The organism is Metamycoplasma spumans, assembly GCF_041026625.1.
In the GTDB taxonomy this organism is placed as follows: domain Bacteria; phylum Bacillota_I; class Bacilli_A; order Mycoplasmatales; family Metamycoplasmataceae; genus Metamycoplasma; species Metamycoplasma spumans.
In genome coordinates this window covers 413,049-438,518 of sequence record NZ_CP163393.1, presented here as the reverse complement: position 1 = coordinate 438,518, position 25,470 = coordinate 413,049, and the positions used below count along the sequence as shown (strand labels likewise).

Sequence of the window (25,470 nt, the reverse complement as noted above, 5' to 3'; positions counted from 1 at the left end):
TGTGTTACGCAACTTTACATATGTATTTATGCCAACATCATAATAGAAAAATGCGTTTTTAAAATTCGGATTTGTTTCCGAATTTTAAAAACTATAAAATTGCTATACCTTTTTTATTTGCTAAATCTAGAGTTTCATCATCTCATACACTTACTTGAACTTCGCCAATATGAGATTTTTCTAATAAAAACATGGCAATTCTACTTTGGCCTAATCCTCCGCCAATTGTGTAAGGTAATTCGCCTTTTATTAATTTGTTGTGATAAGGACTAATTTTTGATATTTCTTCTTCAGTTAGATTATATTGTCTTTTTAGTGAAGAAATGTCTACCCTAATTCCCATGCTACTAATTTCTAAAGCTTGGTCATTAACTTTGTCATAAACAACCATATCCCCGTTTAATTTTCAATCATCATAATCCTTGGCTCTTTTTGAATGAGGTAAGCCGTCAGGCAAATCATCTCCGATTTGATATATGAAAATAGCTCCATATTTTTTGACCGCTTCATATTCTCTTTGTTCGGCATTTAAATCTGGATATTGTTTGTATAAATCTAAACTATTGATAAATGTTATTTTGGTTGGTAATTTTTTAGATAGAGTAGGATAAATTCTGTTAATTTTGGCTTCGGTTAATTTAAGAGTTTGATATAGCTTATTAACTATTGTTTTTAGAAATTTAATATTACGATCATCTTTATTAATAACTAATTCTCAATCTCATTGGTCAACATAAAATGAGTGTTTATTATCCAAGTCCTCTTCTCTTCTGATTGCGTTCATATCTGTGTATAAGCCTTCATAAACGCGAAAATCATAACGAGCTAATGCATCTCTTTTTCATTTGGCAAGTGAATGCACTACTTCTAAATCGCTTTCAATTCCTTTAGCATTAAACATTACGGCTTTTTCTCCCGAAAGCCCGTCATTTAGCCCGCTTTCTTTTCTGACAAATAAAGGCGCACTAACTCTGACTAAATTAAGTTTTTTTCTTAGGATGTGTGAAAAATAATCTTTTAATTTTTCAATAGCATATTGAGTTTCTTTTAAAGTAAGTTTTTCTTTTTTCATGATTTAATTCTACATAAAATATCAATATTTTTATAAGATTCATTAAGAAATAAAAACCAAGCGAGATGCTTGGTTAAATTTTTAATTAATAAAATTATTTGTTGCTAATTATATCAATACCAGGTAAAACATTGCCTTGAATGAATTCTATTGAAGCTCCACCACCTGTTGAGATGAAAGTAAATTTATCTTCATATCCTAATTTTTCAACAGCTGCTGCTGAATCCCCGCCACCAACAACTGAATATGAATCTGAATTTTTAGCAATAGAAATAGCAATACCTTTTGTTCCATTGGCGAAGTTTACAAATTCACTAACACCTGCTGGACCATTTCAGAAAATTGTTTTTGCATTTTGAATTTCTTTATCAAATAATTCAATACTTTTTGGACCAATATCCAAACCTTCGAATCCAACAGGAATATTTTGATCTTCTGGAGTTGTAAATTGAGGTGTTTTGTCAGCAAATTCATCAGTATAAGCATTGTCGATTGGTAAAACTATTTTATCAGCATACTTGCTTAGATATGATTTGGCTAATTCTAATTTATCTTCTTCGAATAATGAAGTTCCAATTTTATATCCTAGAGCTGCTTTAAATGTATATGCCATTCCACCAACGATTAAGATTTTGTCAGCTACTGTGAACAATTTTTCTAAAACTTTAATTTTATCGCTTACTTTAGCTCCACCAATAATAGCTACAAATGGTCTTTCAAAACCATCAAGAATTTTTCCTAAGTGTTTTAATTCATCTTCAATTAGAAAACCGATTGCTGATTCTTTTACATATTTAGCAATACCATATGTTGAAGCGTGAGCTCTGTGAGCAGCACCGAATGCATCGTTAACATATACATCACCTAAGCTTGCTCAGAATTTAGATAATTCTTCATCGCATCCTGACTCAGCTTTATTATTCAAATCTTCGAATCTAGTGTTTTCAATCATCATAATTTCGCCAGGTTTTAGATTTTTAGAAACTTCTTCAACTTCTCTTCCTCTTGTATCGTTTACAAATTTAACTTCTTGATTTAATAATTCAGATAATTTTTTAGCAACAACTTGTAATGATTTTGTTTTTTTGTCATCTTCTACTTTGACTCTACCTAAGTGTGAAAATATAATTATGCTTGCGCCATTTTTCAATAGATGTTTAATTGTTGGCAAGGCTGCAACAATTCTTTTTGTGTTAACTATTTCGCCCTTAGAAATTGGAACATTGAAGTCAACTCTTAATAAGACTTTTTTGTCTTTAACATCAATGTCTTGAATAGTTTTTTTCATATTTCTCCTTTTAAATTTATATAATTCTATAATTATCTATTATAACTAAAAAAAGACATTTATAAATTTGATATAATCAAATACATAGAAATGAGGTTGCAATGGCAAAGACTTTAAATGCGCAAAAACAAAAAGATACTCGTACAGTAACATTTGATCCTGAAAAAGAAAATCTAAGTAAGATAATTACTGAGTTTCACGCTTATAAAAAAAATGCTGTTTTTTATAAAGAATATTCAGAGATGAAAATTTATGGATTCTTTCAAGATATTAGATGAATGAAAATAATGGATGAAAAGAATTCGGATTTAATCAACAAAAGTCGTGAAAGACAAAATAAATTAAGATCTAAATACGAAAACTATATTGAGTATGATAAATGATCAGACTCTCCGACTGCAACGAAAGCAAGGCCACTTACAAAATTAACAAGAGGAATCATTATCAGCGTTTTTGTTGCCGCAATTATCATTATGTTACTTGTGATTATTGGTTTGAATAAGTGATGATAGAAATTAAGGTGAAATATGAATAATATAATTTATATAATTTTAGCTTTTGTAGTATTTATATTTGTTATTTTAGCAATTAACTACTCTTTTACTTGGATAAAAGCATTAAATAAAAATAAAACATCAAAGAAGACTTTAGGGAAATCAACTAAGATTAGAATAATCTACCAACTTAAAGAAGCGATAGAAAACTTATCTAAAAATAAAACTGGCGCAATCATAACAATTGAAGGCAAAGATAATTTAGATTTATTAAGAACTGATGGTGTTATTATTGACGCAAATATTTCGGCATCGTTAATGATCTCTATTTTTAATAAACATTCACCTTTGCATGATGGTGCGATTATTATTAGAAACAATAAAATTTATTACGCAGCAACATATTACAAAATAACAAAAAAATCAATCGATAACCGTTATGGAGCCCGTCATCGTGCTGCAATGGGTATTAGTGAAATTTGTGATGCAACCACAATTGTAGTTAGTGAAGAAAACGGGGGCGTTACTATCGCTAAAAATGGTGAATTTAGCCCAATTATCTTGGCTAATTTACAAGAAACCTTAGTTAATATTTTCAAAGACATTGATTAGTAATCTTAATTAGTAAAATCCTCCAAAGTTTATGGCGGATTTTTATTTATTAAAGTTTGGTTTTAGAAGAGTAATGACTTACTTTATAAAAAAATATTTTTTTTATTCATATATTTTTTTAATGTGCTAAAATAATTAATGCGACGGTCGCGTAGCTCAGGGGATAGAGCACATGCCTTCTAAGCCTGTTGTCGCAGGTTCGATTCCTGCCGCGATCGCCATTTTTTTTATTTCTTTTTTTAATGCTTTCATTAAAAACTTGTAATTTGAATAGTTAATATATTTAAAATTTAGGCCAGATTTATTTATCTGGTTTTTGTTTAGTATTCAAATAATATTGTGTCATTCATTCGAAAAATATAAACTTTAATATAAAAATAGTAGTGATTAATTTAAACTATTTCGTATAATGATTTTTAATAATATATAAAAGCTCGCCTTGCTAAAAATAGAAGGAGAGCTTTTATAATGAATAATAATTAATTTTTAAATTATCTTATTCAGTTTCTTCGTCATTTTCGTTATCATCTGAAGCAACATTTCCTAAATTTACGCTTGTGACATTTTTTATATAATTTTCATGAGTTTTTTTACTATTTTTAGGGTCTTTTAAGCCTAATTTTTTAGCATCTTTGGTTATTCTTTCATAAAAACCATTGAAATTATCAATAGCATCTTCAATTGCTTTATTACTTTTTCCTGAGAAGTTTTTAGCATTATTTAGTTTTTCCATTAATGAAGTATATTTTTTATAAATTATATTTAATGTTTCTTTTATCGAACCAATATTTTGTTCCATTTGGTTATTGAAATATAAAGAAACAATTCCGGTAATAGTTCATAAAACTGTATTTGGAGAACAAATTATAACCTTATAATCAGTTAGAATTTCTCTGTATAAATTTCCTCCCATGTGTACAAGGCCATATAAAGCTTCACTTGGTAAATACATTATTGCAAATTCGGTAGTAATTTCTGGCTTAATATATTTTTCAGAAATTGACTTTGCTTGATTTCTAATTTGTGTTGTAAAGTTTTTTAAAGCTGCTGATCTGCTATCGTCGTCTTTTGCTTCGATATAATCTGTGTATTTTGTGTTTGGGAACTTAGCGTCAATAGGAATAAATTTGTCTTGATTATTTTCGCCTTTGAATTTGAAAACAAAGTCAACGATTTCGCCTTCACCATTTCCATTTCTATCGCTAATGGTTTTATTTTTAATAATTTGGTCTAATGAAACCTGTTCAAATCATAATTTATTTTCGGCGCCAAATCATGATTCGAATATCATTCTAAGAGATGCTTCGCCAACGATACCCATCCCCTTACTATTGCTAAAGCTTTTATTTAGTTTGTCAATGTCAACTTTTACAGTATTAAATGAAATAATTGTATTATTTAAATCATTCATTGACTTGTCAACACTATCGAAGTGTGCTTTTAATTTGTTGTCTAATTTGTCTTGGAAGTATTCATCGATATTACCCTTGATTTTTTCGATTTGTTGATTCATATTTGACTGAATTTTTTCAAGTTGTGCATTAGTATTTTTAGTTATTATTTCAAGTTGGTCATTGTTATTTTTATAAATTTTTTCAATTTCGCGTTGAATATTTGAGTTTACTTTAACATATTCATCGATAATCGATTTTTCAAGTTCGCCCTTATTTTGGGCTAGTTTATTACTAATTTCATTATGTTTTGAAATAATATTTTCGTTTTGTTTACGATGAAATTCATTGTCTAAGTTATGGATTTCATTAATATGATCAGTATTTTCTTTGTTAGTAATTGAGTTTTGTTCTTTAAGCAAATCAATAAAGCTTTTATTGACGTTTCCTAAGCTAGTTAAATAATCTTTATTGTCTGATTTTAAGCTTGATACAAATTCATTATTTTTTAATGTGATATTGTTATTTTCTTCTTTTAATTTGGTGATTAACGAATTATTTTCATCTTTTAATTTGCTGATTAATTCGCCATTTTCTTTGACTAGTTCAGTAACCTGTTTACCAATGCCATCTGATAAATTAACGAAGTTTTCTAAAATAATTTGTTTAAGAGTGGTTTTAAGTTCCTCTTGATTTTCTGTTGAGTTTTTATTCTTAAGTTTAGTTTTAAATACTATAACGAGTGATAGTATCGTTGCTAATGTTAGTATTGAAAATATAGTTAATATTATCAATAACGCCATTTGTCATCCATTCATATATTCTCCTTAATATAAATTATATTAAGGTTTTCGCTTTTATTTAAATTTACATTTGTTTTTGGTTAAAATATTGTTATATGAGAAAAAAGATAAAGAAAATTTTGAGTATTGGCGCTCCACTTTCATTATTAGCATCAACTCTGCCAATGGCTATTGTTTCGTGTTCTTCAAAAAATAATGCTCAGCTAGAAATACCTCAAGAGAACAGAGAAAAATATACTGAAGTAATTAAAGCATTAGACTATTTAGATTTTAAAGATTTAAATGACCAAGAATTACCTAAAGAAATAGAAAATTTTACCTTGAAACAATATTATGAAAATTATGCAAATAAATGACATTTTGATTCACCTGATGAAGCTGCTGAGGCCAAAAAAATAGATAGAATAAATGTAGTTTCTGAAAATAGTGATTTCTATAAAAAATTAGAAAGTAAAGGACTAGTTGATTTTTATAAAGATAACTTTAAAATTATCTTAAGAACAGCAACAGATAATTTTAGCATTCTTTTTGTATTATATTTAATGCCAAAAGATATGTTTGAGAAACTTCAAGAAACGCAAAATAATAATGAATATTTTGAACTTAAATATTATAAAGTCAAGGACTTTTTCTTAGATTTAGCTTCATTTAAATATATTCCAATTAACGAAGAAAATACACCAACTAGTATAGCAATGACTGTTTTAGGTAAAGCAGTTCCGGCCTTAATTATCGGCGGTATTATAATTGCTATAATAGTAACTTACATTGTTAAAAAGCGTAAGGGTGTTATTTCTAAAAAGAAACGTAAATAGATAAGAAGGGAAAATTATGAATTTAGATACTATTCACAAAGTTGTTAACAATAAAAAACCGGTGATTTTTTCAGACGTTGATGGAACCATATATCGTCACTTTAATTTATTAGAAGAAACCAAAAAAGACATTCATTGAGCAATAAAAAATGAAGCTGATTTCAATATTTGTACAGGAAATCCAATTCAAGAAAGAATGCTAATATTGGGTAAAGAATTAAAATCAAGATTTATTATAGGCTCTTCTGGAGCACAAATTTATGATCAAGAAAAAGATGAAATTATTAAATCATGACATATTGAAAATAAAGTCTTTTTAGAACTGATTGAAGTTGCTAAAAATAATAATATTCAAGCCATATTTTGAGACAACGAACAATATTATTATTTAGTTGATGATGAAAGAACTATTCAAACTATTTGTGAGTATCACTTTGTTGATAAAAAGTTAATCAAAGAAATACCAAAATTATGAAAAGGCGAATATATAGAACCTGTTAAAATTGAGTTTTATTTAATTGATGATTTTGAAACCGAAACTGGTGCTAACAAAATGAATAAATTAATTGAAAATATTAATGGCGTTACTAAAATACCAACGCATGCCAATGTTGAAATTTCGCCATTGAATATTGATAAAGGTTCGGCCGTTAAATGAATGGTTAAAAATGTATATAATACTCAAAATGTTTCAATTAATGATGTTATGACAGTTGGTGACAGCAATAACGACGTTCCAATGCTTTCATTAACTACCTTTTCATACGGTATGGCAAATAGTACTGGCAACGTTTTTAAAGTGTGTCATTACTACACAAGTGCCGTTGAACAAAATGGTCTTGGTGAAGCGATCATTGATTATTTATATAGATTAAAGAACTTAGTAAAAAAATACTTACTACATTCATATTCAAATGAGATGGGAGACGATAATGAATAAAAAAATATTAGGAAAAAATTACAAATTTCACATTACAGAAATTAATGAATTTAAAAACCCAATTAATTTCGAAATGGTGCATACAGAAAAACCTTTAAATTACAAAGGGTTATCGTTTACTATTACCGATGCACTATCATTCGAAGAGTTTGATAAAACATTATTTTATTTAACTGTTAATAGTAACAAAACATTTGGAGCTTCATTTTTTATAATTGATAATGAGTACGTCATTTTAAATAGATCATTAGATTTTAATGAAATTTTATCTAAACGTTTTATAGACTATAAAAGCCCAATTTCGGTTTGATTTGATGCATATATTAAAAATAAAATTAAAGACATCAAGTACTATGTTATTTTAAAAAACGGAACCCCATTAGCGTTTAATATTGAACTTGATAGAAAAACTTACAGCAAATATGAGGCTCAACAAGATTTTTTAAATAATAATTCAGACAAAGTTAAAAAAGAAGGTTTGGTTGAACCAAATTTAGAAATTATTAATAATATTGAATTGGACAATAAACAACCTGAATTACTTAAATTTTTAGGATCTTTAATAACAACTAAAAAATTAAGTTTAATTAAACCGGTAAGAGAAATTAATGATACCATGGTTGATGAGTTTATTGAATTGTATAATGCTGGCAATGTGAATTATCCTGTTGAATGACGTACAAGTAAAAATGACCCAATTTTTTGAGAGGAATATAGTCACGATGAAGAATTGCTAGAAGATTTAGACTCTGATAAGGATTTTGAAAGTAGTTTTAATTATCACGAAGATGAAGAACATTTTAAAGCTAGAAATAAACAAGATTTAAATATCGAAACAAACGAAAGCAAAGAAGAAACATTTAAAAAATTCAATAAAGATACCAAAGAAGAAAATGATGATAATTTTTCAGTTGACCCGATGGATTATGTAAATAAAAACCCAGAAGAATTTATTAATGCAATGTTAGAAAAAATGGTTTACGATCTATATAATGCGGCTCGCTCAATGGGTGTGGAAGATGAAAACATGGTTGAATATTTTGAAGACGCATTTGGCGAATTTAATAACTTGAATTTACCTAATTTTCCTCAACAAGAAGAAGTTAAGGCTAAAGTTAGAAAGATTCTTGATAAACTAATGTCAAAAGACTCTAAAACTACTATAAAATCTCAAAAAGACAACTCAGAAAACGATAAAAAAGTAGAAGAAGATTCTAAAACTGAAGATTTCGGAGAAGAAATAAACTAATATTCATATAATTAATATAATGACTAAAATTTATTATTTAATGTATAAAGATAAGAAATGCTTATCTTTCGAATATGATAAAAAATCAAAAACCTTAAGCAAAATTATTGAGCTTGAGGGTTTTGATTTTTTAAAACAAAAAAACGAAGAAGACTTAAAAAATTTTTTATTTCTTGATGATTTTTTAGCAACGTCGCGCCCTAATTATGAAAATCTTTTAAAAAATTTTGATAGTAAATTAGAAGTAATTGAAAAATATCATAAACTTAATTTAAATAATTGTTTTTGAATAAAAGAATTAAACGAAAATATTACTTTTGATGAAATCAATCTATTTGATCATTTTGAAAATGAATTAACAGATTATTCGATGAGCAAAAAATTAGTATATAAAAATACTGAATTAAAACAATCGCCTGATTGATTTACTGAAGGGCAAATGATAAAATCTTGAGTTAAAGAAAATGATGATATTTATTTAATTAAAGCACCTAATTATTTGGCTAGCAAATTATCTTTTGAAAATTATGCTGAATATTTTGCTTCTCAATTAGTTAACGTTTTAACTTTCAATTTTGTATCTTATGATTTAGTTATGTATAAAAAGAAATTGGTTTCTAAATCTAAGTTATTTAGTTCTAAAAAAATTAACTATATTTCTTTTTCTAAACTAATTAGTAAAAATGATTTATTGCAAGAAGAGATTGAAGAATTTTTATATGCATATTATGGAAAAGAAAATTATGAAGATTTAATGGTTATTGATACTCTAATATTAAATGCCGACCGCCATTTGGGTAATTTTGGTATGCTATTTGATTCAGAAAGCGAGAAATTTATAGGAACTGCGCCATTATTTGATTTTAATAAATCACTTTTATATGATTTTCCTTTGTATAATGAAAAAACATTAAAAAAAGAAATTGATGAATATACAAAAAGACCAACAACTTTTTATAATAGCTTTGATGAACAACTTGAAAAGTTTGCAAAGCCAAGACATAAACAATGAGTTGAAAAATTAAAGAAATTTAAGTTTAAAGAACACGACAATTTTAAAGTTAATAAAAATTATTTAAAAGCAATTACTTTGTTAGTTAAAAAACAAATAAAAAAACTTGAAAAAATTATTAATCATTCATAATAAAGATGCTCATTTGATGGGTATTTTTTTTGCTATAATTTCTAATACTATGAATGATAAAATAATAATTAAAGGTGCAAAAGAAAATAATTTAAAAAATATAGATTTGATAATACCTAGAAATCAATTTGTTGTATTTAGTGGATTGAGTGGTTCTGGTAAATCATCGTTAGCTTTTAACACTATCTATGAAGAAGGCAGAAGAAGATATGTAGATAGTTTGTCAAACTATGCTAAGCAATTTTTAGGTGGTACTAAAAAACCAGACGTCGATAGTATTGAAGGATTAAGTCCAGCCATTTCTATTGAACAGAAAACGGTACACAATAACCCGCGTAGTATTGTGGGGACTGTTACCGAGATTTATGATTATTTAAGATTGTTGTATGCAAGAGTGGGAAAACCATTTTGTCCTGTTCATAAAAAAGAAATAACAGCGCAAAAAACAAGAGACATTATTAATAACGTTTACAAGTTATCTGAAGGTGAAAATATTTATATTTTAGCGCCGATCGTTGTAAATGAAAAAGGGTCGCATCAAGCTACCTTGGCAAAATTAAAACGTGATGGCTATTTAAAAATAAAGATTAATGATATCTTACATTCTTTGGACACACCAATTAATTTAGATAAAAATAAACGTTGAAATATTGATTTAGTAATTGATAGATTTCCCTTAGATGAAGAAAAAAGACCAAGAGTTGCTGGAGCTATTGAAGCGGCTTTAAAAGAATCGGGTGGTTTAGTAACTATTGAAGTTGTTAATAAATTTAAAAATACTTATTCAATATATCACAGTTGTGAACACGGCGATTTTGAAATGCCTAAGATTGAACCTCGTATTTTTTCATTTAACTCACCAAGTGGAATGTGCGAAGAGTGTAGAGGTTTAGGGGTTTTACAAAGGGCGAGCTGAGATTTGGTATGTCCTGATAAAAATTTATCAATTAATGAAGGTGCAATTAAATATTATAAGAACATGATTGACACGCCAAATCTTGAATGACAAGAATATAGTAAAATGTTGCAATTTTATAAAATTGATCGCGATAAACCAATTGACGAAATGACTGAAGAAGAGCTTCATATTCTAAAATATGGTTCTTTTGAAGATATTACATTTACACTTGTTTCTGAAAAGGGAACCAGATATGAAAAATCTAAGCATATTGAAGGGATTTTAGAAAAACTTGAACGCAAGTATTTGGATACAAATTCAAACGAAGCAAGAACTTATTATAGTAAATATTTGGCTGATATAGACTGTCCAACATGTCATGGTAAAAGATTGAATAAATATTCATTGGCGGTTAAAATTGAAGGTTTAGATATTTATGAAATTTGTAATAAATCAATAGAAGAACTTGACTTTATTTTAAATAATTTAGAACTAAACGATATAGAAAAAGAAATTAGTCAGTTAATTTTAAATGAATTGAAACACAGAGTTGAATTTTTAATTAATGTTGGATTGCAATATTTAACGCTTAATCGTAAAGCTGAGACACTATCTGGAGGAGAAGCACAAAGAATTAGATTAGCAACTCAAATAGGTGCAAATCTTACTGGCGTTTTATATGTATTAGACGAACCTTCAATAGGGCTTCATCAAAAAGATAATGAAAAATTAATAAATTCATTAAGAAAAATGGTTGATTTGGGCAATAGTTTAATAGTTGTAGAGCATGATGAAGACACGATTAGACAAGCTGATTTTATTGTAGATATTGGACCGAAAGCAGGAGAACACGGCGGTGAAGTTGTTGCTGCTGGGTCTCTTGATAAAATTATTGAATGTCAAAATAGTTTGACAGGAAAATATTTATCAAAAGAATTAGAAATAAAAACTCCTAAATCAAGAAGATCTGGTAATGGCAAGGTTTTATCAATAAAACATTGCAAGGCCAATAATTTAAAAGATATATCAGCAACTTTTCCGTTAGGCAAATTTATTGCAGTTACAGGTGTTAGTGGATCGGGAAAATCTAGCTTAGTTAATGAAGAATTAGTAAATCGTTTAACTCGTTATTTAAATAGCGAAGCTTATGATATTAGAGAAGATAATAACATGTCTGGGCAGTTAAATATAGATAAATTGGTTAAAATTGATCAGAATCCAATAGGTAGAACACCACGTTCTAATCCGGCGACATACACTGGTGTTTTTGATGATATTCGTGACATTTTTTCAAATGTTGAAGAAAGCAAGGTCAGAGGTTATACTAAGTCACGCTTTTCATTTAATGTGCCCGGCGGAAGATGTGATAAATGTCAAGGTGATGGCTTAATAAAAATTGAAATGCATTTTTTACCCGATGTTTATGTTACTTGCGATCATTGTGATGGACAAAGATACAATTTAGAAACATTAGAAATTAAATATCACGGCAAAAGTATTAATGACATTTTAAATATGACAATTGAACAGGCGCATGCATTTTTTATTAATCGTTCAAGTATTAGAGAAAAATTACAAATTTTATTAGATGTTGGGCTTGGATATATTCAACTAGGACAAAATGCAACTACATTATCAGGAGGAGAAGCACAAAGGGTTAAGTTAGCAACTTATTTACAAAAAAAACCAACGGGAAAATCACTATTTGTTTTAGATGAACCAACTACTGGATTGCATCCGTATGATGTTCAGAATTTACTAAACGTGTTAAACAGAATAGTTGACAATGGTGATACTGTTATTGTTATTGAACATAATTTAGATGTGATAAAAATGGCTGACCATATTATTGATATTGGTCCCGAAGGTGGAGTCGGTGGAGGAAGAATAATTGCCACTGGAACTCCTGAACAAGTTGCAAAAGTTGATTACTCATATACTGGCGAGTATCTTAAAAAAATTTTAAATATCTAGTTTTTCAATATTTTTATTAACTTAATAATATAATTATTAAAGCAATTTTAAAGTTAGGAGGTATAAAAATGACTGATTATGCTGGTGTACAGTTAAAATTAGGTCCAGTTTATGTGTATTCACTAACAATGATGTTAGGGATGTTATCATCAATTTTTACGGTTTATTATTTTTGAAGACGTGAAAAATACACATTTGATCAATTGGCAATACTAGTATTTATTGCATTGCCAACAGCTATTATTGGGGCTAGATTTGTTTTCGTAATTCAACAATTAATTGAACATAAGGGCTGGATTGACGGGCCGTGATATAATGCCTTTGCCGTTTGACGGGGCGGTTTATCAATTCACGGTGGGGTTATTACTGCTACAATTTGTTGTGTTCTTTATATTATATTTTCAAAAAATCCAAAAAGAATCGATTTGAAGAAAGCGTTTTCAATTATTCTGCCCGCAGTTTTAATTGGGCAAGCTATCGGACGTTGAGGAAACTTTGCCAACCACGAGGTTTATGGTGGTATTATGGAAGAAAGTTCGCTTGCATTTAGAATCTTGCCAAAGATTATAAGAGAACATATGTATATTAACGGTAAATATCGTTTACCATTATTCTTATATGAGTCTATTGCAAACTTAATTGGATATATTTTATTAGTTTGAGTGTTAAATAAATGAAACTGGTTAAGACCTGGAACTACTGGCGCATTGTATATTTTATACTACGGAATTATTCGTTTCGGAATGGAACCATTACGTGATGGAAGCTATACAATTTATAAAGTTATTTCTGGTGGTTATTTAGTTGTAGGTATTGTTTTAACAGTATTCTTTGAATTTATTATTAAATTAAATTACAATGTTTACAAAATTCCAAACTTTAAAAATCAAAGATTAGCTAATGTATTTTACTTTATTGTTTATGAACCAAAAAACAATAAAAAAAGATTAAATTTAAAAGAAATTTCTCAATTAAGAGAAATAAGAAAAGACAACGAGGTTAAAATAAACGCGGATGCATAGCATCCATGTTTATTTTTTAAAGGAGAGATTTAAATTATGAATAAATATGATGTTATTATCATTGGTGCAGGACCAGCAGGATTGACAGCTGCTTTATACTTAGCAAGAAATGATATGAATGTTGCTTTTATTGAAGGATACATTCCTGGTGGTAAAATGGCAGAACAATCGAAAATTGAAAACTATCCAGGATTTAGTTATATCAGTGGGATGGAATTATCTACCAACATGTTAAACCAAGCTCGTGAAAACGGCGCTAAGTTTATTTATGGAATGGTAAAAAAACTTGAATCTATTGAAGATAATCTTAAAAAAGTTATTTTAGAAGATAATACAGAGTACTACGCACAGGCAGTTATTATCGCTACAGGTATGAAGAATTTAGTTCCGATGTCAATTGAAGGTATTGAAAAATTTAGAGGCAAAGGTGTTTCGTATTGCGTTTTATGTGATGGGGCTTTATATAAAAATAAACCAACGGCAATTATTGGCGGCGGAAATTCAGCTTTTGAAGAAGCACCTTACCTGGCTGCTGTAGCTTCAGAAGTGCATATGTTTATTCGTGATGGTATCATTGCCGAAAAAAGACTAGTAGAAGATGTTAAAAAATACAATAATATTTTCATTCACGAAAACTCAGAAATTATTAAATTAATTGGTGATGACAAAATAGATAAAGTTGAGGCTAAGTTTTTAGATGGAAATAAAGAAATGGATATTGAAGCAATATTCCCATATATTGGTTTTAGACCAGCAACTGGATTTATTGAAAATAAAAATTTATTAGATCCTAAGGGTTTTATTAAAGTGGATGCTAATATGGAAACTTCTGAGCATAATATTTTTGCTATTGGTGACGTTATTGTCAAAGATGTTAGACAAATTACAACTGCAACTAATGATGGAACAATAGCTGCAAAAGTTATTAATTCAAGAATTGTAAAATAATTAAAAACCAGAACGTGTGAGCGTTTTGGTTTTTAATTGTCTTTAGCAGAACATTTTATCTAGTAATGCATTTTTAATATTTTTAAGTTTTTCATGTTTTTGTTTTATAAGAGCAATTAAATCATCAAGGTTTTTGAAAAATGATCCGACTTTCGTTATTTCGTATTCATTGCTTATTTTAATCCGTTTATTTTTGTAATCTTTAAAATATATATGTGGAATTGTAGTTCCATTTAATTGTTGACTAAGATCCAAAATATATAACGAATTTAAAATAAAATATATATCTAATTTTTTAGAAATTATTGCACCCATTGTCCCAATTATGTTTGTATTAGGAGTTAAAACCCTCATTCTGCCAGCTCCAGCGCCGTCTTTTATTATGCTTATATAATGTTTATTGCAGATTGCCTCTGTTGTTTTTCCGACAATTTGACTAGCGTCGTAAACAAAATATTCCCCCTTTTTATTTAATTTGTTTAACGTAAGGGTCGAGGTTTTGTAAATAACCAGATCATTTATGGTTTTATAAAATCATTCATTAGTAAAACCTTTAAATCTAATATCAGGAAAATCTGAGTAATCTTTAGGAAGCATTTTATTTAAAAGGGTTTCTTTAACTTTTTTAAAGTAGTTGTATTGTTTTTCAACCTTATTAATTAAATCGTCAATGTTTTTTAGAAAATTTCCAATTTTCAACTGTTCAAGTGGTAGAGGAAGTTTAAAATCAATATTTTCAACATCCTTTTTAGAAACAGAGGGAATACTTGTTGATTGCAAATTAATATTAAATGCATTATCATCTTTCTTAATCGATTGATAAAGAAAGTCTACATTTATATTTTTGTTAATATTTAATGTGTAAGAACTATTACCGGCTCAATATTTACCTTTGACCAGGTTAACAAAGCCTGCTGAAGCCCCTCTAGCACTTATTACTATTTTTGGACCGATATTATTAAAGTTTTTATAAAAACCTGTATTCGTTATTCCTCCATTATATACCGGATATTTATAGCACTCTTTTTGCTTTGTTTTGATTACAAAATTACCAATACTTATTCATGAAACACTTTTTAATATTTCTTCTTTTCACTCATCGTCAAACCCAGAAAAGCGAATTTCTGGCATATTTTTCTTATTCATATTATTCGCCTCCCTTTGATTAATTAGTTACATTAAATTATAAATGAAAAACTAGGTAAAAAAATCTTGATTTTAAAATTAGTTTTATTCACAAAATTTGAAGAAAAAAAATTATATTTAAAAGAAAGTGATAAAAAACGTAATTTTTTATGAAAAAATAATTTTTTTTATTATAATAATTAATGCAAATGCACGGAGGGGTAGCGAAGCGGCCAAACGCGGGTGGCTGTAACCCACTTCCTCACGGTTCGGGGGTTCGAATCCCTCCCCCTCCACCATATTGCCCTTTAGCCAAGCGGAAAGGCAGCGGTTTTTGGTACCGCCATGCGTTAGTTCGAATCTAACAAGGGCAGCCATATCACTATATGTGAACGAAGAGAACTATATGTTCTCTTTTATTTTGCTAATAACACAAATTTAAGGTAAAATTTTATTTATGTATAATCATCAAAATATAGAAAAGAAATGACAAAAATATTGAGAAGAAAACAAGTCTTATAAAACAACTGAAAAACACAATAAGAAAGCTTATATTTTAGATATGTTTCCATATCCATCAGGTTCTGGTCTTCATGTTGGACACCTTGAAGGATACACCGCTACAGATATTATAAGTCGTTTTAAAAGATTAAAAGGTTTCGACGTTTTACACCCAATTGGATGGGATGCTTTTGGTTTACCAGCGGAACAATATGCGTTAAAAACCGGTAATCACCCAGCGCCATTTACTATTAAAAATATTGATAATTTTAGAAGACAGCTTAAGTCTATGGGATTCTCATATGACTATGATAAAGAAGTAAATACTACTGATCCAAATTTTTATATCTGAACTCAATGAATATTTAAAGAATTATATAAACAAGGATTAGCTTCAATTGAACAAGTTGATGTTAATTGATGTGAAGGTTTGGGAACCGTTTTAGCCAATGAAGAAATTATTGAAAAAAATGGTATCAAAGTAAGCGAACGTGGTAATTTCCCAGTTATTAAAAAACCAATGAAACAATGGGTTTTGAAAATTACTGCTTATGCTGATAAATTAATTGAAGGTCTTGAAGAACTTGATTGACCTGAAAGTTTGAAACAATTGCAACGTAATTGAATTGGAAGAAGTTTAGGTCACACTGTAACTTGAAATGTAAACAATAGAAATCACAAATTAACGACATTTACAACTAGACTTGACACAATTAATGGAGTTTCTGCTTTAATTATTAGTCCAGAGCACCCATTAGTTACTTCACTAACAACATCTGAATATAAAAACGATGTTGAAGAATATATTAAATTAACAAAATCAAAAAGTGAGTTAGAAAGAACTCAATTAAATAAAGACAAAACTGGTGCATTTTTAGGCACATATGCAGTTCATCCTATCTCTAAAAAACTTATCCCAATTTGAATATCTGATTATGTTTTAATGGGATATGGAACCGGGGCTGTTATGTCGGTTCCTGCACATGATGAAAGAGATTTTGAATTTGCTAAAAAATATAATTTACCAATCACTAAGGTAATTGAAGTTGAAGATGAATTATTACCTTATACAGAAGATGGAAAACACATTAATTCATACGAAGCAGATGGCTTAAATAATTCTGAAGCAACTGAAAAAATATATGAACTTTTAGCTTCTCAATCATTAGTTGAAAAGAAAACAAGTTATAAATTAAGAGATTGAATTTTCTCACGTCAAAGATATTGAGGTGAACCATTCCCTGTTTTATTTGACGAAAATAACAATATTTATCTTGTTAAAGAATTAGTTAAATTACCAGAAGTTGAAAATATTAAACCTTCCGGTTCAACTGAGGGACCATTAGCGAATGTTGAAAGCTGAATGAATGTTGAAATTAATGGAAAAAAATATCGCCATGATACAAATGTTATGCCTCAATGGGCTGGTTCATGCTGATATTATTTAGCTTATATTTTAAAAAATTCAGATGGGACATATACTCCTTTAAATTCTGAAGAAGCTAGAAGACGCTTTGAAAATTGATTGCCAGTTGATCTATATATCGGCGGACAAGAACATGCGGTTTTACACTTACTATACGCAAGATTTTGACACAGATTTTTATATGATATTAAGATAGTAAATACTAAAGAACCTTTTAGTAAATTAATTAATCAAGGTTTAATTTTAGGACCTGATGGACAAAAGATGTCTAAGTCGTTAGGCAATGTTATTAGCCCTGATGAATTAGTTTTATCTCACGGTGCTGATGCTTTAAGAGTTTATGAAATGTTTATGGGACCTTTAACTGATGCAAAAGCATGAAATACTGATTCATTAACTGGTATTAGAAAATGACTAGACAAAATTCATAGTATTTTTGAAAATCTATTAAATGGCAATATTTCAATTAATTTAGATCAATCAGAATTAGATAGTAAAATTAACCAGCTAATTTTAGATGTTCAAGAAAATATTGAAAAAACTAAATTCAACATCGCAATTAGTAAAATGATGGTTTTTATTAACTATTTATCTTCACAAGATAAAATAGCTTCAAAAACACCATTAAAATCATTTGCAATTTTATTAAGTCCGTTTGCTCCGCACCTTGCCGAAGAATTACTTTTTATGTTAGAAGAAAAAGATATTCAATCGCAAACTTGACCATTTGCTGATGAAAGTAAAATAATAGCTCAAAATCCAACAATCGGAGTTCAAATCAATGGAAAAGTAAGGGGTCAACTTGAAATTCTTCCTAATTGAAATGAACAAGAAGTTATTAAACAAGCACAAGCTAATCCTTCAGTGGCAAAATGAATTGAAGGTAAAGAAATTGTTAAAGTTATTTATCGTGAAGGAAAAATACTAAACATAATTATCAAATAAGCCGATTCGGCTTTTTGTTTATAATAGAATTTTTTTAATTTTAGAGTAAAATAAATATTATATTTTATATAAATATTTATCAATAACGAAAGGATAATCATGGAAGATAAAAAAGATTATAAAAATACGCTTCTTATGCCTCAAACTGAGTTTTCAATGAAAGCTAATTTAGCCGAAAAAGAAGTGTATTACAATCAAAAATGACTTGATGATAAAGTTTATCAAGAGCTTTTAAAAAGAAATAAAGATAACCAAAGCTTTATATTGCACGATGGGCCACCATATGCTAATGGAAATATTCACGTAGGACACGCATTGAATAAAATTTTAAAAGATATTATTGTTAGATTTAGAACAATGCAAGGTTTTTATTCACCGTTTGTGCCTGGATGAGATACACATGGTCTTCCAATTGAACACAAAATGTTATCAGAAGCTAAGAAAAATGCTCGCGATTTTTCTGCGCTTGAATTAAGAAAAAAAGCCGCTGAATATGCCTTAGGTCAAGTAGAAAAACAAAAAGCACAATTTAAAAAATTAAGTTTATTGACTGACTTTAGCGAAATTTATGTAACATTAGACAAACGTTTTGAAGCTAAACAATTAAGACTATTTCAAAAAATGGTTCATGATGGCTTGATTTATAAAGACTTAAAACCAATATATTGATCACCATCTTCACAATCTGCCTTAGCTGAAGCGGAAGTTGAATATGCCGACCATATTTCTCCATCATTATACGTTGGTTTTGAAATTACAAAAGGTTCTGAAAATATATCTAAAGGTGATTATTTGTTAATTTGAACAACAACACCTTGAACTTTAATAGCTAATAGTGGAGTTGCAATTAACGCAAGTTTTGATTATCAAATTGTTAAAGCTAATGATAAAAAATATGTTATTGCAAAAGAATTAGTAGAAAAAGTTGCCGAAGTTGCTAAATGAGAAAGCTTTGAAATTGTTAAAGACATTAAAGGTAAAGAAATCTTAGAAGTGTCATATTTAAGCCCGATTACCGAAAAAGAAAGTCCAGTAGTTGAAGGTCACCATGTTACTCTTGAAAATGGTACTGGTTTAGTTCATATGGCACCATTGTTCGGTGAAGATGACTTTATGATTGGAAATAAATATGGCTTAGATAAAATAATGCATGTCGAAGATGATGGTACATTAAATGAAAAAGCTAAACAATTCGCTGGTGTGTTCTATGATGATGCAAACCCATTAGTTGGCAAATATTTAGAAGAAAAAGGCTTATTAGTTGGCTTTAAGAAAATTAAACACTCATATCCACATGACTGAAGAACTCATTTGCCAATTATGTATCGGGCAACACCGCAATGATTTGTATCTTTAAAACCTATTAAAGAAGAAATTAAGAAATCTTTAGAAGAAATCACAACATATAATGATTGAAGCAAAAAACGTTTATCACTAATGCTAGAAAACCGTGAAACATGATGTATTTCAAGACAAAGAACTTGAGGTGTTCCTATAATTATTTTCTATGATAAAAATAAACAACCAGTTATTGATGATGAAATATTTGACTATGTGATTAATTTAATTGAAGAAAATGGTTCAGACATCTGATATGAAAAGAGTGCTGATGAATTACTACCTGAAAAATTCAGAGGTCAAGGTTTTTACAAAGAAACTGATATTATGGACGTTTGATTTGACTCTGGTTCGACTTCTATTTCAGTTAAACCTGGTGATACCGAAGCTCCATTTGATCTATATTTAGAAGGTTCGGATCAATATAGAGGATGATTTAATAGTTCTTTAATCAACTCGGTTGCTTGAAGAAAACAAAGTCCTTTTAAAGCTTTATTGTCACATGGATTTGTTTTGGACGGTAAAGGCCAAAAAATGTCAAAATCTAAAGGCAATACAGTTGATCCTTTAGATGTCGTTGCTAAACATGGAGCTGATATTTTGAGATTGTGAGCAGCTAATTCAGAATATACAGCTGATGTTACAATTGATGATAAAATTATTAACCAAACTATCGAAATTTACCGTAAGATACGTAACACATTTAAATTTATGTTAGGTGCAATTTCTGATTATGATTATAAAGAAGTAAAATTAGACTCAATTCATGCTTTGATGTATGAAAGACTAAATAATTTAGAAACTAAAATTTTAAATAACTATGAACAATATCATTTTGTAAATGTTATTAAAGACATTAATAACTTTATTATTGATTTTAGTAGTTACTATATTTCGATTACTAAAGATATTTTATATTTAGAAAAAGAAAATGATAATGAAAGAAGACAAGTTCAATATGTATTTTCTAAAACTATATTAGTATTATTAAAAGCGTTGGCACCTATTATTCCAACCACCGCAGAAGATATTTATGAATTTTTCAACCTAACTAATAAAGAAAAATCAGTTCACATGCTTGAATTTATTAAGGGTCATGATTATTCAGATGTTTTAGAAAACCAATGAGCAGAGTTTTTCACTTTAAAAGAAGAAATCTATCGTTTAATAGAAGAAAAAATTAAAGATCAAACAATGAAACGTCAAAACGAAGCTCATGTAACAATCAAAACTGAATCAGAATGACTAAAATCATTACCATTGACTAAACTATTAATGGTAGCTAAAGTTTCATTTGGTGATGAAAATAAAGTTGAAAAATTAGATAGTAAAAAATGTTTAAGATGTTGAAATCACTTCGAATCAGATAATTTTGATGACGATTTAGAAATTTGTTTAAGATGTAAAGAGGTTATTAATGGCTAAATCAAATAAAAAAAAGCCAGAAATATTTACTAAGGAATATTGAAGTAAACAATGAAAAAATGCATTAATTAATTTGGCAATATATTTTTCTGTGTTAATAGCAGGAATTTTGTTGGATTTATTAACTAAGCATTTTATATACAAAGAGGGCTATACAGGTTCTTCTCCAGATCATATTGTTTACGAAAGCTCATTTATAAGATTGTGATCTGTATTTCATGCTGGTACAACTCTTGAAATAGGCTTAACTATGACTGGGCTTCATATTGTTAGCATTCTAATAATTTTAGCTACTATGGTAATTACATTATTTTTCAGAGATAAAAGATATCGTTGAACAGTTGCATCAATTGCTTTAGTAGCATCCGGCGCATTTGGAAATATGTATGATAGATTCGCTTATGGTGGTGTTAGAGATATAATTAATTTACCATGAGCTAATAAAGGAACATTTAACATAGCTGATACTTGACTAGTTTTTGGAGCCGTTACTGCATTTTTATCTATTGCAATTATTTCTTTAATTAATTGATATCAAAGTAAGAAAAACAAAACAGAAGATACGACTTCAAAAAATGAAAAAGTTGATGAAGATATTGAATTTAATAGCGATAATAAAATAGTTGTTGTTGATTCAATTGAAAGAGGAACTGGTCCACTTGAAGACCCGAACCACAATTTTAATGATTAAGCGCACATATGTGCGTTTTTTCTTTTGAATTTCTCTAAATTTTCTTAACTATTTTGACTTAATAAAAAAATTTAATATATTTAAGGAAAGGAGAAAATATGAAAGAACTAAAAGGGTTTAAATTAATGGACGAAAATAAAAAAACACAAATATCAGGAGGATTTGCAGCAGCTAGTTTAATCACCACGATTTTGTCGTTTATCCCTGTTGTTTTTAGCGCACTTGGCTCGACTATTGGTTTAATAAAAGCATCGCAGGCTGAAAGTGGTGAAATTAAGTTAAAGGATTTTAATGCTAAGTGAGAAAATGGCAATAGTAATATTGGATATAGTGTTGGATTTCATTATTGTATTTAAATTAGAAAATAAAAAAACTCGCGCTAAGTTCACGAGTTTTTTTATGCTAATTTTTTTTAGATTTTTCTAATATCTTGTTGAATCTTTCTACACGACCACGAGCTTTAACGTCTGTACGGTTACCTGTGTAGAATGCATGACAATTAGAGCAAACATCTAAACTAGCTTTATCGGCGGTTGAACCAAATTCGTATTCAGCATTACATGATGAACATGAAACTTTGATTTGACCGTAATTTGGGTGTAAATCTTTTTTCATAATGTGCTCCTATATTTTTTACGTTAATTAACTATGGTCAATTTTACCATAAAATGAGGATTTTGTTATTTTTCTTTATTAATATTTTCTCATTTTCAGTCAACAACTTCAGGCATATCATATCCATATTCTTGAATATAAGCAGTATGATCAGCCAATTTTTGATCCATCTTTGCCATGAATGGTTTTGCATCATTTTCAAAGATAGCGTTAGCTGCATCTTTAGCTATGTGGAAACGGTCCATGTGACTTAATTGACGAATGTCGAAACTTGTAGTAATATCTCCATTTTCTCTATAACCATGAACTACTAAGTTGTGGTTATTTCTGTCAAAGAAGATATCTCTAATTAAACCTTCGAATCCATGGAATGCAAATACGACAGGTTTATCTTTTGTGAATACTTTGTCGAATTCTTCATCTGAAATTCCACGTGGGTCAACCTTTTGAGATCTTAATTTTAAAAGGTCAACAACATTTACGTATCTAATTTTTAGATGTGGGTATTCTTTGTTCATAATGCTAATAGCTGCAAGTGTTTCTAGGTTTGGTTCAACACCTGATGCAACAAATACTACATCTGGTTCTTCATTAATGCCTACGTTTGAGGCTCAGTCGATTACTTTGTAACCTTTTTCTACTAATTCTTTAGCTTCTTCAACTGTATAGAATTGTTCTCTTGGTTGTTTTGAAGCGACGATTAAGTTAATTACATTTCTATCAACTAGTGATTTTTCCATAACTGCTAATAATGTGTTTGTATCAGCTGGTAGGTATTCTCTAATTAATTCAGGTCTTTTATCTGCTAAGTGTCCTAATAAACCTGGATCTTGGTGAGTATATCCGTTGTGGTCTTGCTGGAATGCTGTTGATGTAGCAATAACGTTTAGCGATGGATAATCTTTTCTTCAAGGTAATTCTAATGATTTTTTTAATCATTTCATGTGTTGTGTTAACATTGAGTCAACTACTCTTAAAAATGATTCATATGATGCGAAGAATCCGTGACGTCCAGTTAGAACATATCCTTCTAAGAATCCTTCTGCTTGGTGTTCTGATAATTGAGAATCAATAATTCTACCTGCAGGCGCTACTCATTCATCATATTTAGTTGAAGCTTCTTCTAATCATTGACGTTTTGTAACTTCGAATAATGCAAATAAACGGTTAGATTTAGTTTCATCTGGTCCAAATACTCTAAAGTTATCTTTATTTAATGTCATAACTTCAGCCATGTATTTACCTAATTCAACCATGTCTTGAGCTTTAAATTCACCTGGTTTTTTGATATCTAAAGCAAATTTTTCTCAATTACCCATGTTTAGAACTTTAGCATTAATTCCACCATTTGTAACTGGGTGAACTGCCATTCTTTTTAAACCTTTTGGAGCTATTTCACGGATTTCTTCAAATACTCTTCCGCTTTCGTCAAATAATTCTTCTGGCTTGTATGATCTTAATCACGCTTCTAAATCAGCGATTTTTTCCATTTTGAAAGCACTTACAGGAATTGGAACTTGGTGAGCTCTGAAACTTCCTTCAACTGCTTCATTATTTCACATTTTAGGGCCTGTTCAACCTTTAGGTGTTCTAACGATTAATACTGGTCAGTTTGGTCTTTTAGCTTCATCAGCAGATTTTTGACGAGCCTCTTTTCAAATGCTTAAGATTTTTTCAATAGCTTCATCTGTACGTTCAGCCATTTCTTTATGCATATCCATGTATGATTTTGTTTCATCTCATTCAACAAATATAGGGTCTCATCCCATACCTTTAAAGTATAGTTCAACTTCCGCTCTTGGTTTTCTTGACAAGATTGTTGGGTTTGAAATTTTTCCGCCATTTAAATGAACAATTGGTAATACAGCCCCATCATTTACTGGGTTAATAAATGAATTTGAGAATCATCCAGCTGCTAAAGGTCCGGTTTCTGCTTCACCATCCCCAATTACAGTAGCGGCAATTAAATTAGGATTATCTAAAATTGCTCCGGTTGCGTGGCTTAATGAGTATCCCAATTCTCCACCTTCATGAATTGATCCAGGTGTTTCGGGAGCGGCGTGTGATGCTGTTCCGCCAGGGAATGAGAAACGTTTAAACATTTTTTGTAATCCGGCTTCATCTTCGGTAATTTGAGGGTAAATTTCAGTATATGATCCATCTAAATATGAGTTAGATATCATAACTTGTCCACCGTGGCCTGGTCCTTCAATGTAAAACATTTCTAAATCATATTTATTAATTACACGGTTTAAGTGAACATAAATAAAGTTTTGTCCAGGAATTGTTCCTCAGTGTCCAATTGGATATAATTTAACATCATCTTGAGTTAAAGGTTTTCTAAGTAATGGGTTATTTCTTAGATAGATTTGACCAACACTAATATAATTAGCTGCTCTAAATCATTTATCCATTTTTTCAAGATATTTAACATCGTCGAAAATTGTAGATTTCATCTTTTCTCCTTAATAATTATTAAAAATTGATATTTTATCTGAAAGGCTAATAATATATATTTAGCATTAATATTTTAAACCAAAATAAAATATTTTTAATTGTAATTGTTTTTATCAATTATTAACGAGCTCGAAAACCTTGCGACAAGTCATTGAAAGTGTATTTTTTTGAAATTAATTAATTTTTATGTACTTTTTCGGCAGTGAATGAAGATTCGGGTAGCGCACTTTGATTTTAGATTTTTAATAAAAAAATGCTATTTTTAACTAAAAAAAAATTATTTGTTATAATTACTTA

19 protein-coding genes and 3 tRNA genes are annotated in these 25,470 nt (G+C 29.0%); 16 read left to right on the top strand and 6 right to left on the bottom strand.

The annotated features are described in order from the left end of the window. Positions 1-91: 91 nt before the first annotated feature. Together asnA and pgk are read right to left on the bottom strand one after the other, a co-directional pair. A complete protein-coding gene (gene asnA / locus AB5V95_RS01900; RefSeq protein ID WP_027122939.1) occupies positions 92-1,072 on the bottom strand; it encodes an aspartate--ammonia ligase in 981 nt (326 codons plus the stop codon). Positions 1,073-1,166: 94 nt separating this feature from the next. Continuing rightward, positions 1,167-2,360, bottom strand: coding sequence for a phosphoglycerate kinase (gene pgk, locus AB5V95_RS01895; protein WP_369085700.1), 1,194 nt, complete (start codon positions 2,358-2,360; stop codon positions 1,167-1,169). Between the two features lie 101 nt (positions 2,361-2,461). Between pgk and AB5V95_RS01890 the strand changes: the two genes are divergently transcribed. The 3 genes from AB5V95_RS01890 to AB5V95_RS01880 all read left to right on the top strand — a co-directional run bounded on the left by AB5V95_RS01890 (position 2,462) and on the right by AB5V95_RS01880 (position 3,687). Next, positions 2,462-2,872 (top strand): hypothetical protein, encoded by a 411-nt coding sequence (locus tag AB5V95_RS01890; protein WP_369085699.1) that lies wholly within the window; start codon positions 2,462-2,464, stop codon positions 2,870-2,872. 15 nt (positions 2,873-2,887) lie between these two features. Next, on the top strand, positions 2,888-3,466 hold the full coding sequence (locus AB5V95_RS01885; protein ID WP_027122936.1) for a DNA integrity scanning protein DisA nucleotide-binding domain protein: 579 nt from the start codon (positions 2,888-2,890) through the stop codon (positions 3,464-3,466). A 145-nt stretch (positions 3,467-3,611) separates the two neighbouring features. Further along, positions 3,612-3,687: transfer RNA gene (locus AB5V95_RS01880), tRNA-Arg, on the top strand. Between the two features lie 275 nt (positions 3,688-3,962). Here AB5V95_RS01880 and rmuC read toward each other — a convergent pair. Next, entirely contained in the window at positions 3,963-5,675 is a 1,713-nt protein-coding gene (gene rmuC / locus AB5V95_RS01875) for a DNA recombination protein RmuC (RefSeq protein ID WP_369085698.1), read from the bottom strand. A gap of 80 nt (positions 5,676-5,755) precedes the next feature. Here rmuC and AB5V95_RS01870 point away from each other — a divergent pair, with 80 nt between their 5' ends. From AB5V95_RS01870 to AB5V95_RS01840, 7 genes are all read left to right on the top strand, one after another. Next, complete coding sequence (locus AB5V95_RS01870; RefSeq protein WP_369085697.1) at positions 5,756-6,475, top strand: hypothetical protein; 720 nt, start codon at positions 5,756-5,758, stop codon at positions 6,473-6,475. A gap of 16 nt (positions 6,476-6,491) precedes the next feature. Then, positions 6,492-7,415 (top strand): HAD-IIB family hydrolase, encoded by a 924-nt coding sequence (locus AB5V95_RS01865; protein WP_369085696.1) that lies wholly within the window; start codon positions 6,492-6,494, stop codon positions 7,413-7,415. Then, the gene (locus AB5V95_RS01860; protein WP_369085695.1) at positions 7,408-8,664 is read left to right on the top strand and encodes a hypothetical protein; all 1,257 of its coding nucleotides are present in this window, start codon (positions 7,408-7,410) and stop codon (positions 8,662-8,664) included. Before AB5V95_RS01865 ends, AB5V95_RS01860 begins: the two co-directional genes overlap by 8 nt. 19 nt (positions 8,665-8,683) lie before the next feature. Next, complete coding sequence (locus AB5V95_RS01855; RefSeq protein ID WP_369085694.1) at positions 8,684-9,808, top strand: hypothetical protein; 1,125 nt, start codon at positions 8,684-8,686, stop codon at positions 9,806-9,808. Positions 9,809-9,857: 49 nt separating this feature from the next. Then, positions 9,858-12,680, top strand: coding sequence for an excinuclease ABC subunit UvrA (uvrA, locus tag AB5V95_RS01850; protein ID WP_369086105.1), 2,823 nt, complete (start codon positions 9,858-9,860; stop codon positions 12,678-12,680). A gap of 68 nt (positions 12,681-12,748) precedes the next feature. Further along, positions 12,749-13,702, top strand: coding sequence for a prolipoprotein diacylglyceryl transferase (gene lgt, locus AB5V95_RS01845; protein WP_369085693.1), 954 nt, complete (start codon positions 12,749-12,751; stop codon positions 13,700-13,702). Positions 13,703-13,738: 36 nt separating this feature from the next. Further along, entirely contained in the window at positions 13,739-14,650 is a 912-nt protein-coding gene (locus AB5V95_RS01840; protein ID WP_369085692.1) for an NAD(P)/FAD-dependent oxidoreductase, read from the top strand. A gap of 42 nt (positions 14,651-14,692) precedes the next feature. Here AB5V95_RS01840 and AB5V95_RS01835 read toward each other — a convergent pair whose 3' ends face one another. Continuing rightward, a complete protein-coding gene (locus AB5V95_RS01835) occupies positions 14,693-15,796 on the bottom strand; it encodes a restriction endonuclease subunit S (RefSeq protein WP_369085691.1) in 1,104 nt (367 codons plus the stop codon). Positions 15,797-15,990: 194 nt separating this feature from the next. Between AB5V95_RS01835 and AB5V95_RS01830 the strand changes: the two genes are divergently transcribed. From AB5V95_RS01830 to AB5V95_RS01805, 6 genes are all read left to right on the top strand, one after another. After that, positions 15,991-16,074 (top strand) — tRNA-Tyr (locus AB5V95_RS01830). A gap of 3 nt (positions 16,075-16,077) precedes the next feature. After that, positions 16,078-16,152: transfer RNA gene (locus tag AB5V95_RS01825), tRNA-Gln, on the top strand. 80 nt (positions 16,153-16,232) lie between these two features. After that, the gene (gene leuS, locus AB5V95_RS01820) at positions 16,233-18,647 is read left to right on the top strand and encodes a leucine--tRNA ligase (protein ID WP_369085690.1); all 2,415 of its coding nucleotides are present in this window, start codon (positions 16,233-16,235) and stop codon (positions 18,645-18,647) included. A gap of 99 nt (positions 18,648-18,746) precedes the next feature. Then, positions 18,747-21,410 carry an isoleucine--tRNA ligase gene (gene ileS / locus AB5V95_RS01815; RefSeq protein WP_369085689.1) on the top strand — a complete coding sequence of 888 codons (2,664 nt, stop codon included), beginning with the start codon at positions 18,747-18,749 and terminating at the stop codon, positions 21,408-21,410. Next, positions 21,403-22,101 carry a signal peptidase II gene (locus AB5V95_RS01810; protein WP_369085688.1) on the top strand — a complete coding sequence of 233 codons (699 nt, stop codon included), beginning with the start codon at positions 21,403-21,405 and terminating at the stop codon, positions 22,099-22,101. Before ileS ends, AB5V95_RS01810 begins: the two co-directional genes overlap by 8 nt. 98 nt (positions 22,102-22,199) lie before the next feature. Next, positions 22,200-22,457: a hypothetical protein gene (locus AB5V95_RS01805; protein ID WP_369085687.1), complete on the top strand. Its 258-nt coding sequence runs from the start codon at positions 22,200-22,202 to the stop codon at positions 22,455-22,457. Between the two features lie 46 nt (positions 22,458-22,503). Here AB5V95_RS01805 and rpmE read toward each other — a convergent pair whose 3' ends face one another. Together rpmE and AB5V95_RS01795 are read right to left on the bottom strand one after the other, a co-directional pair. Then, complete coding sequence (gene rpmE, locus AB5V95_RS01800; RefSeq protein WP_027122899.1) at positions 22,504-22,716, bottom strand: 50S ribosomal protein L31; 213 nt, start codon at positions 22,714-22,716, stop codon at positions 22,504-22,506. Positions 22,717-22,781: 65 nt separating this feature from the next. Further along, the gene (locus AB5V95_RS01795) at positions 22,782-25,172 is read right to left on the bottom strand and encodes a phosphoketolase family protein (RefSeq protein ID WP_369085686.1); all 2,391 of its coding nucleotides are present in this window, start codon (positions 25,170-25,172) and stop codon (positions 22,782-22,784) included. Between the last annotated feature and the right edge of the window lie 298 nt (positions 25,173-25,470).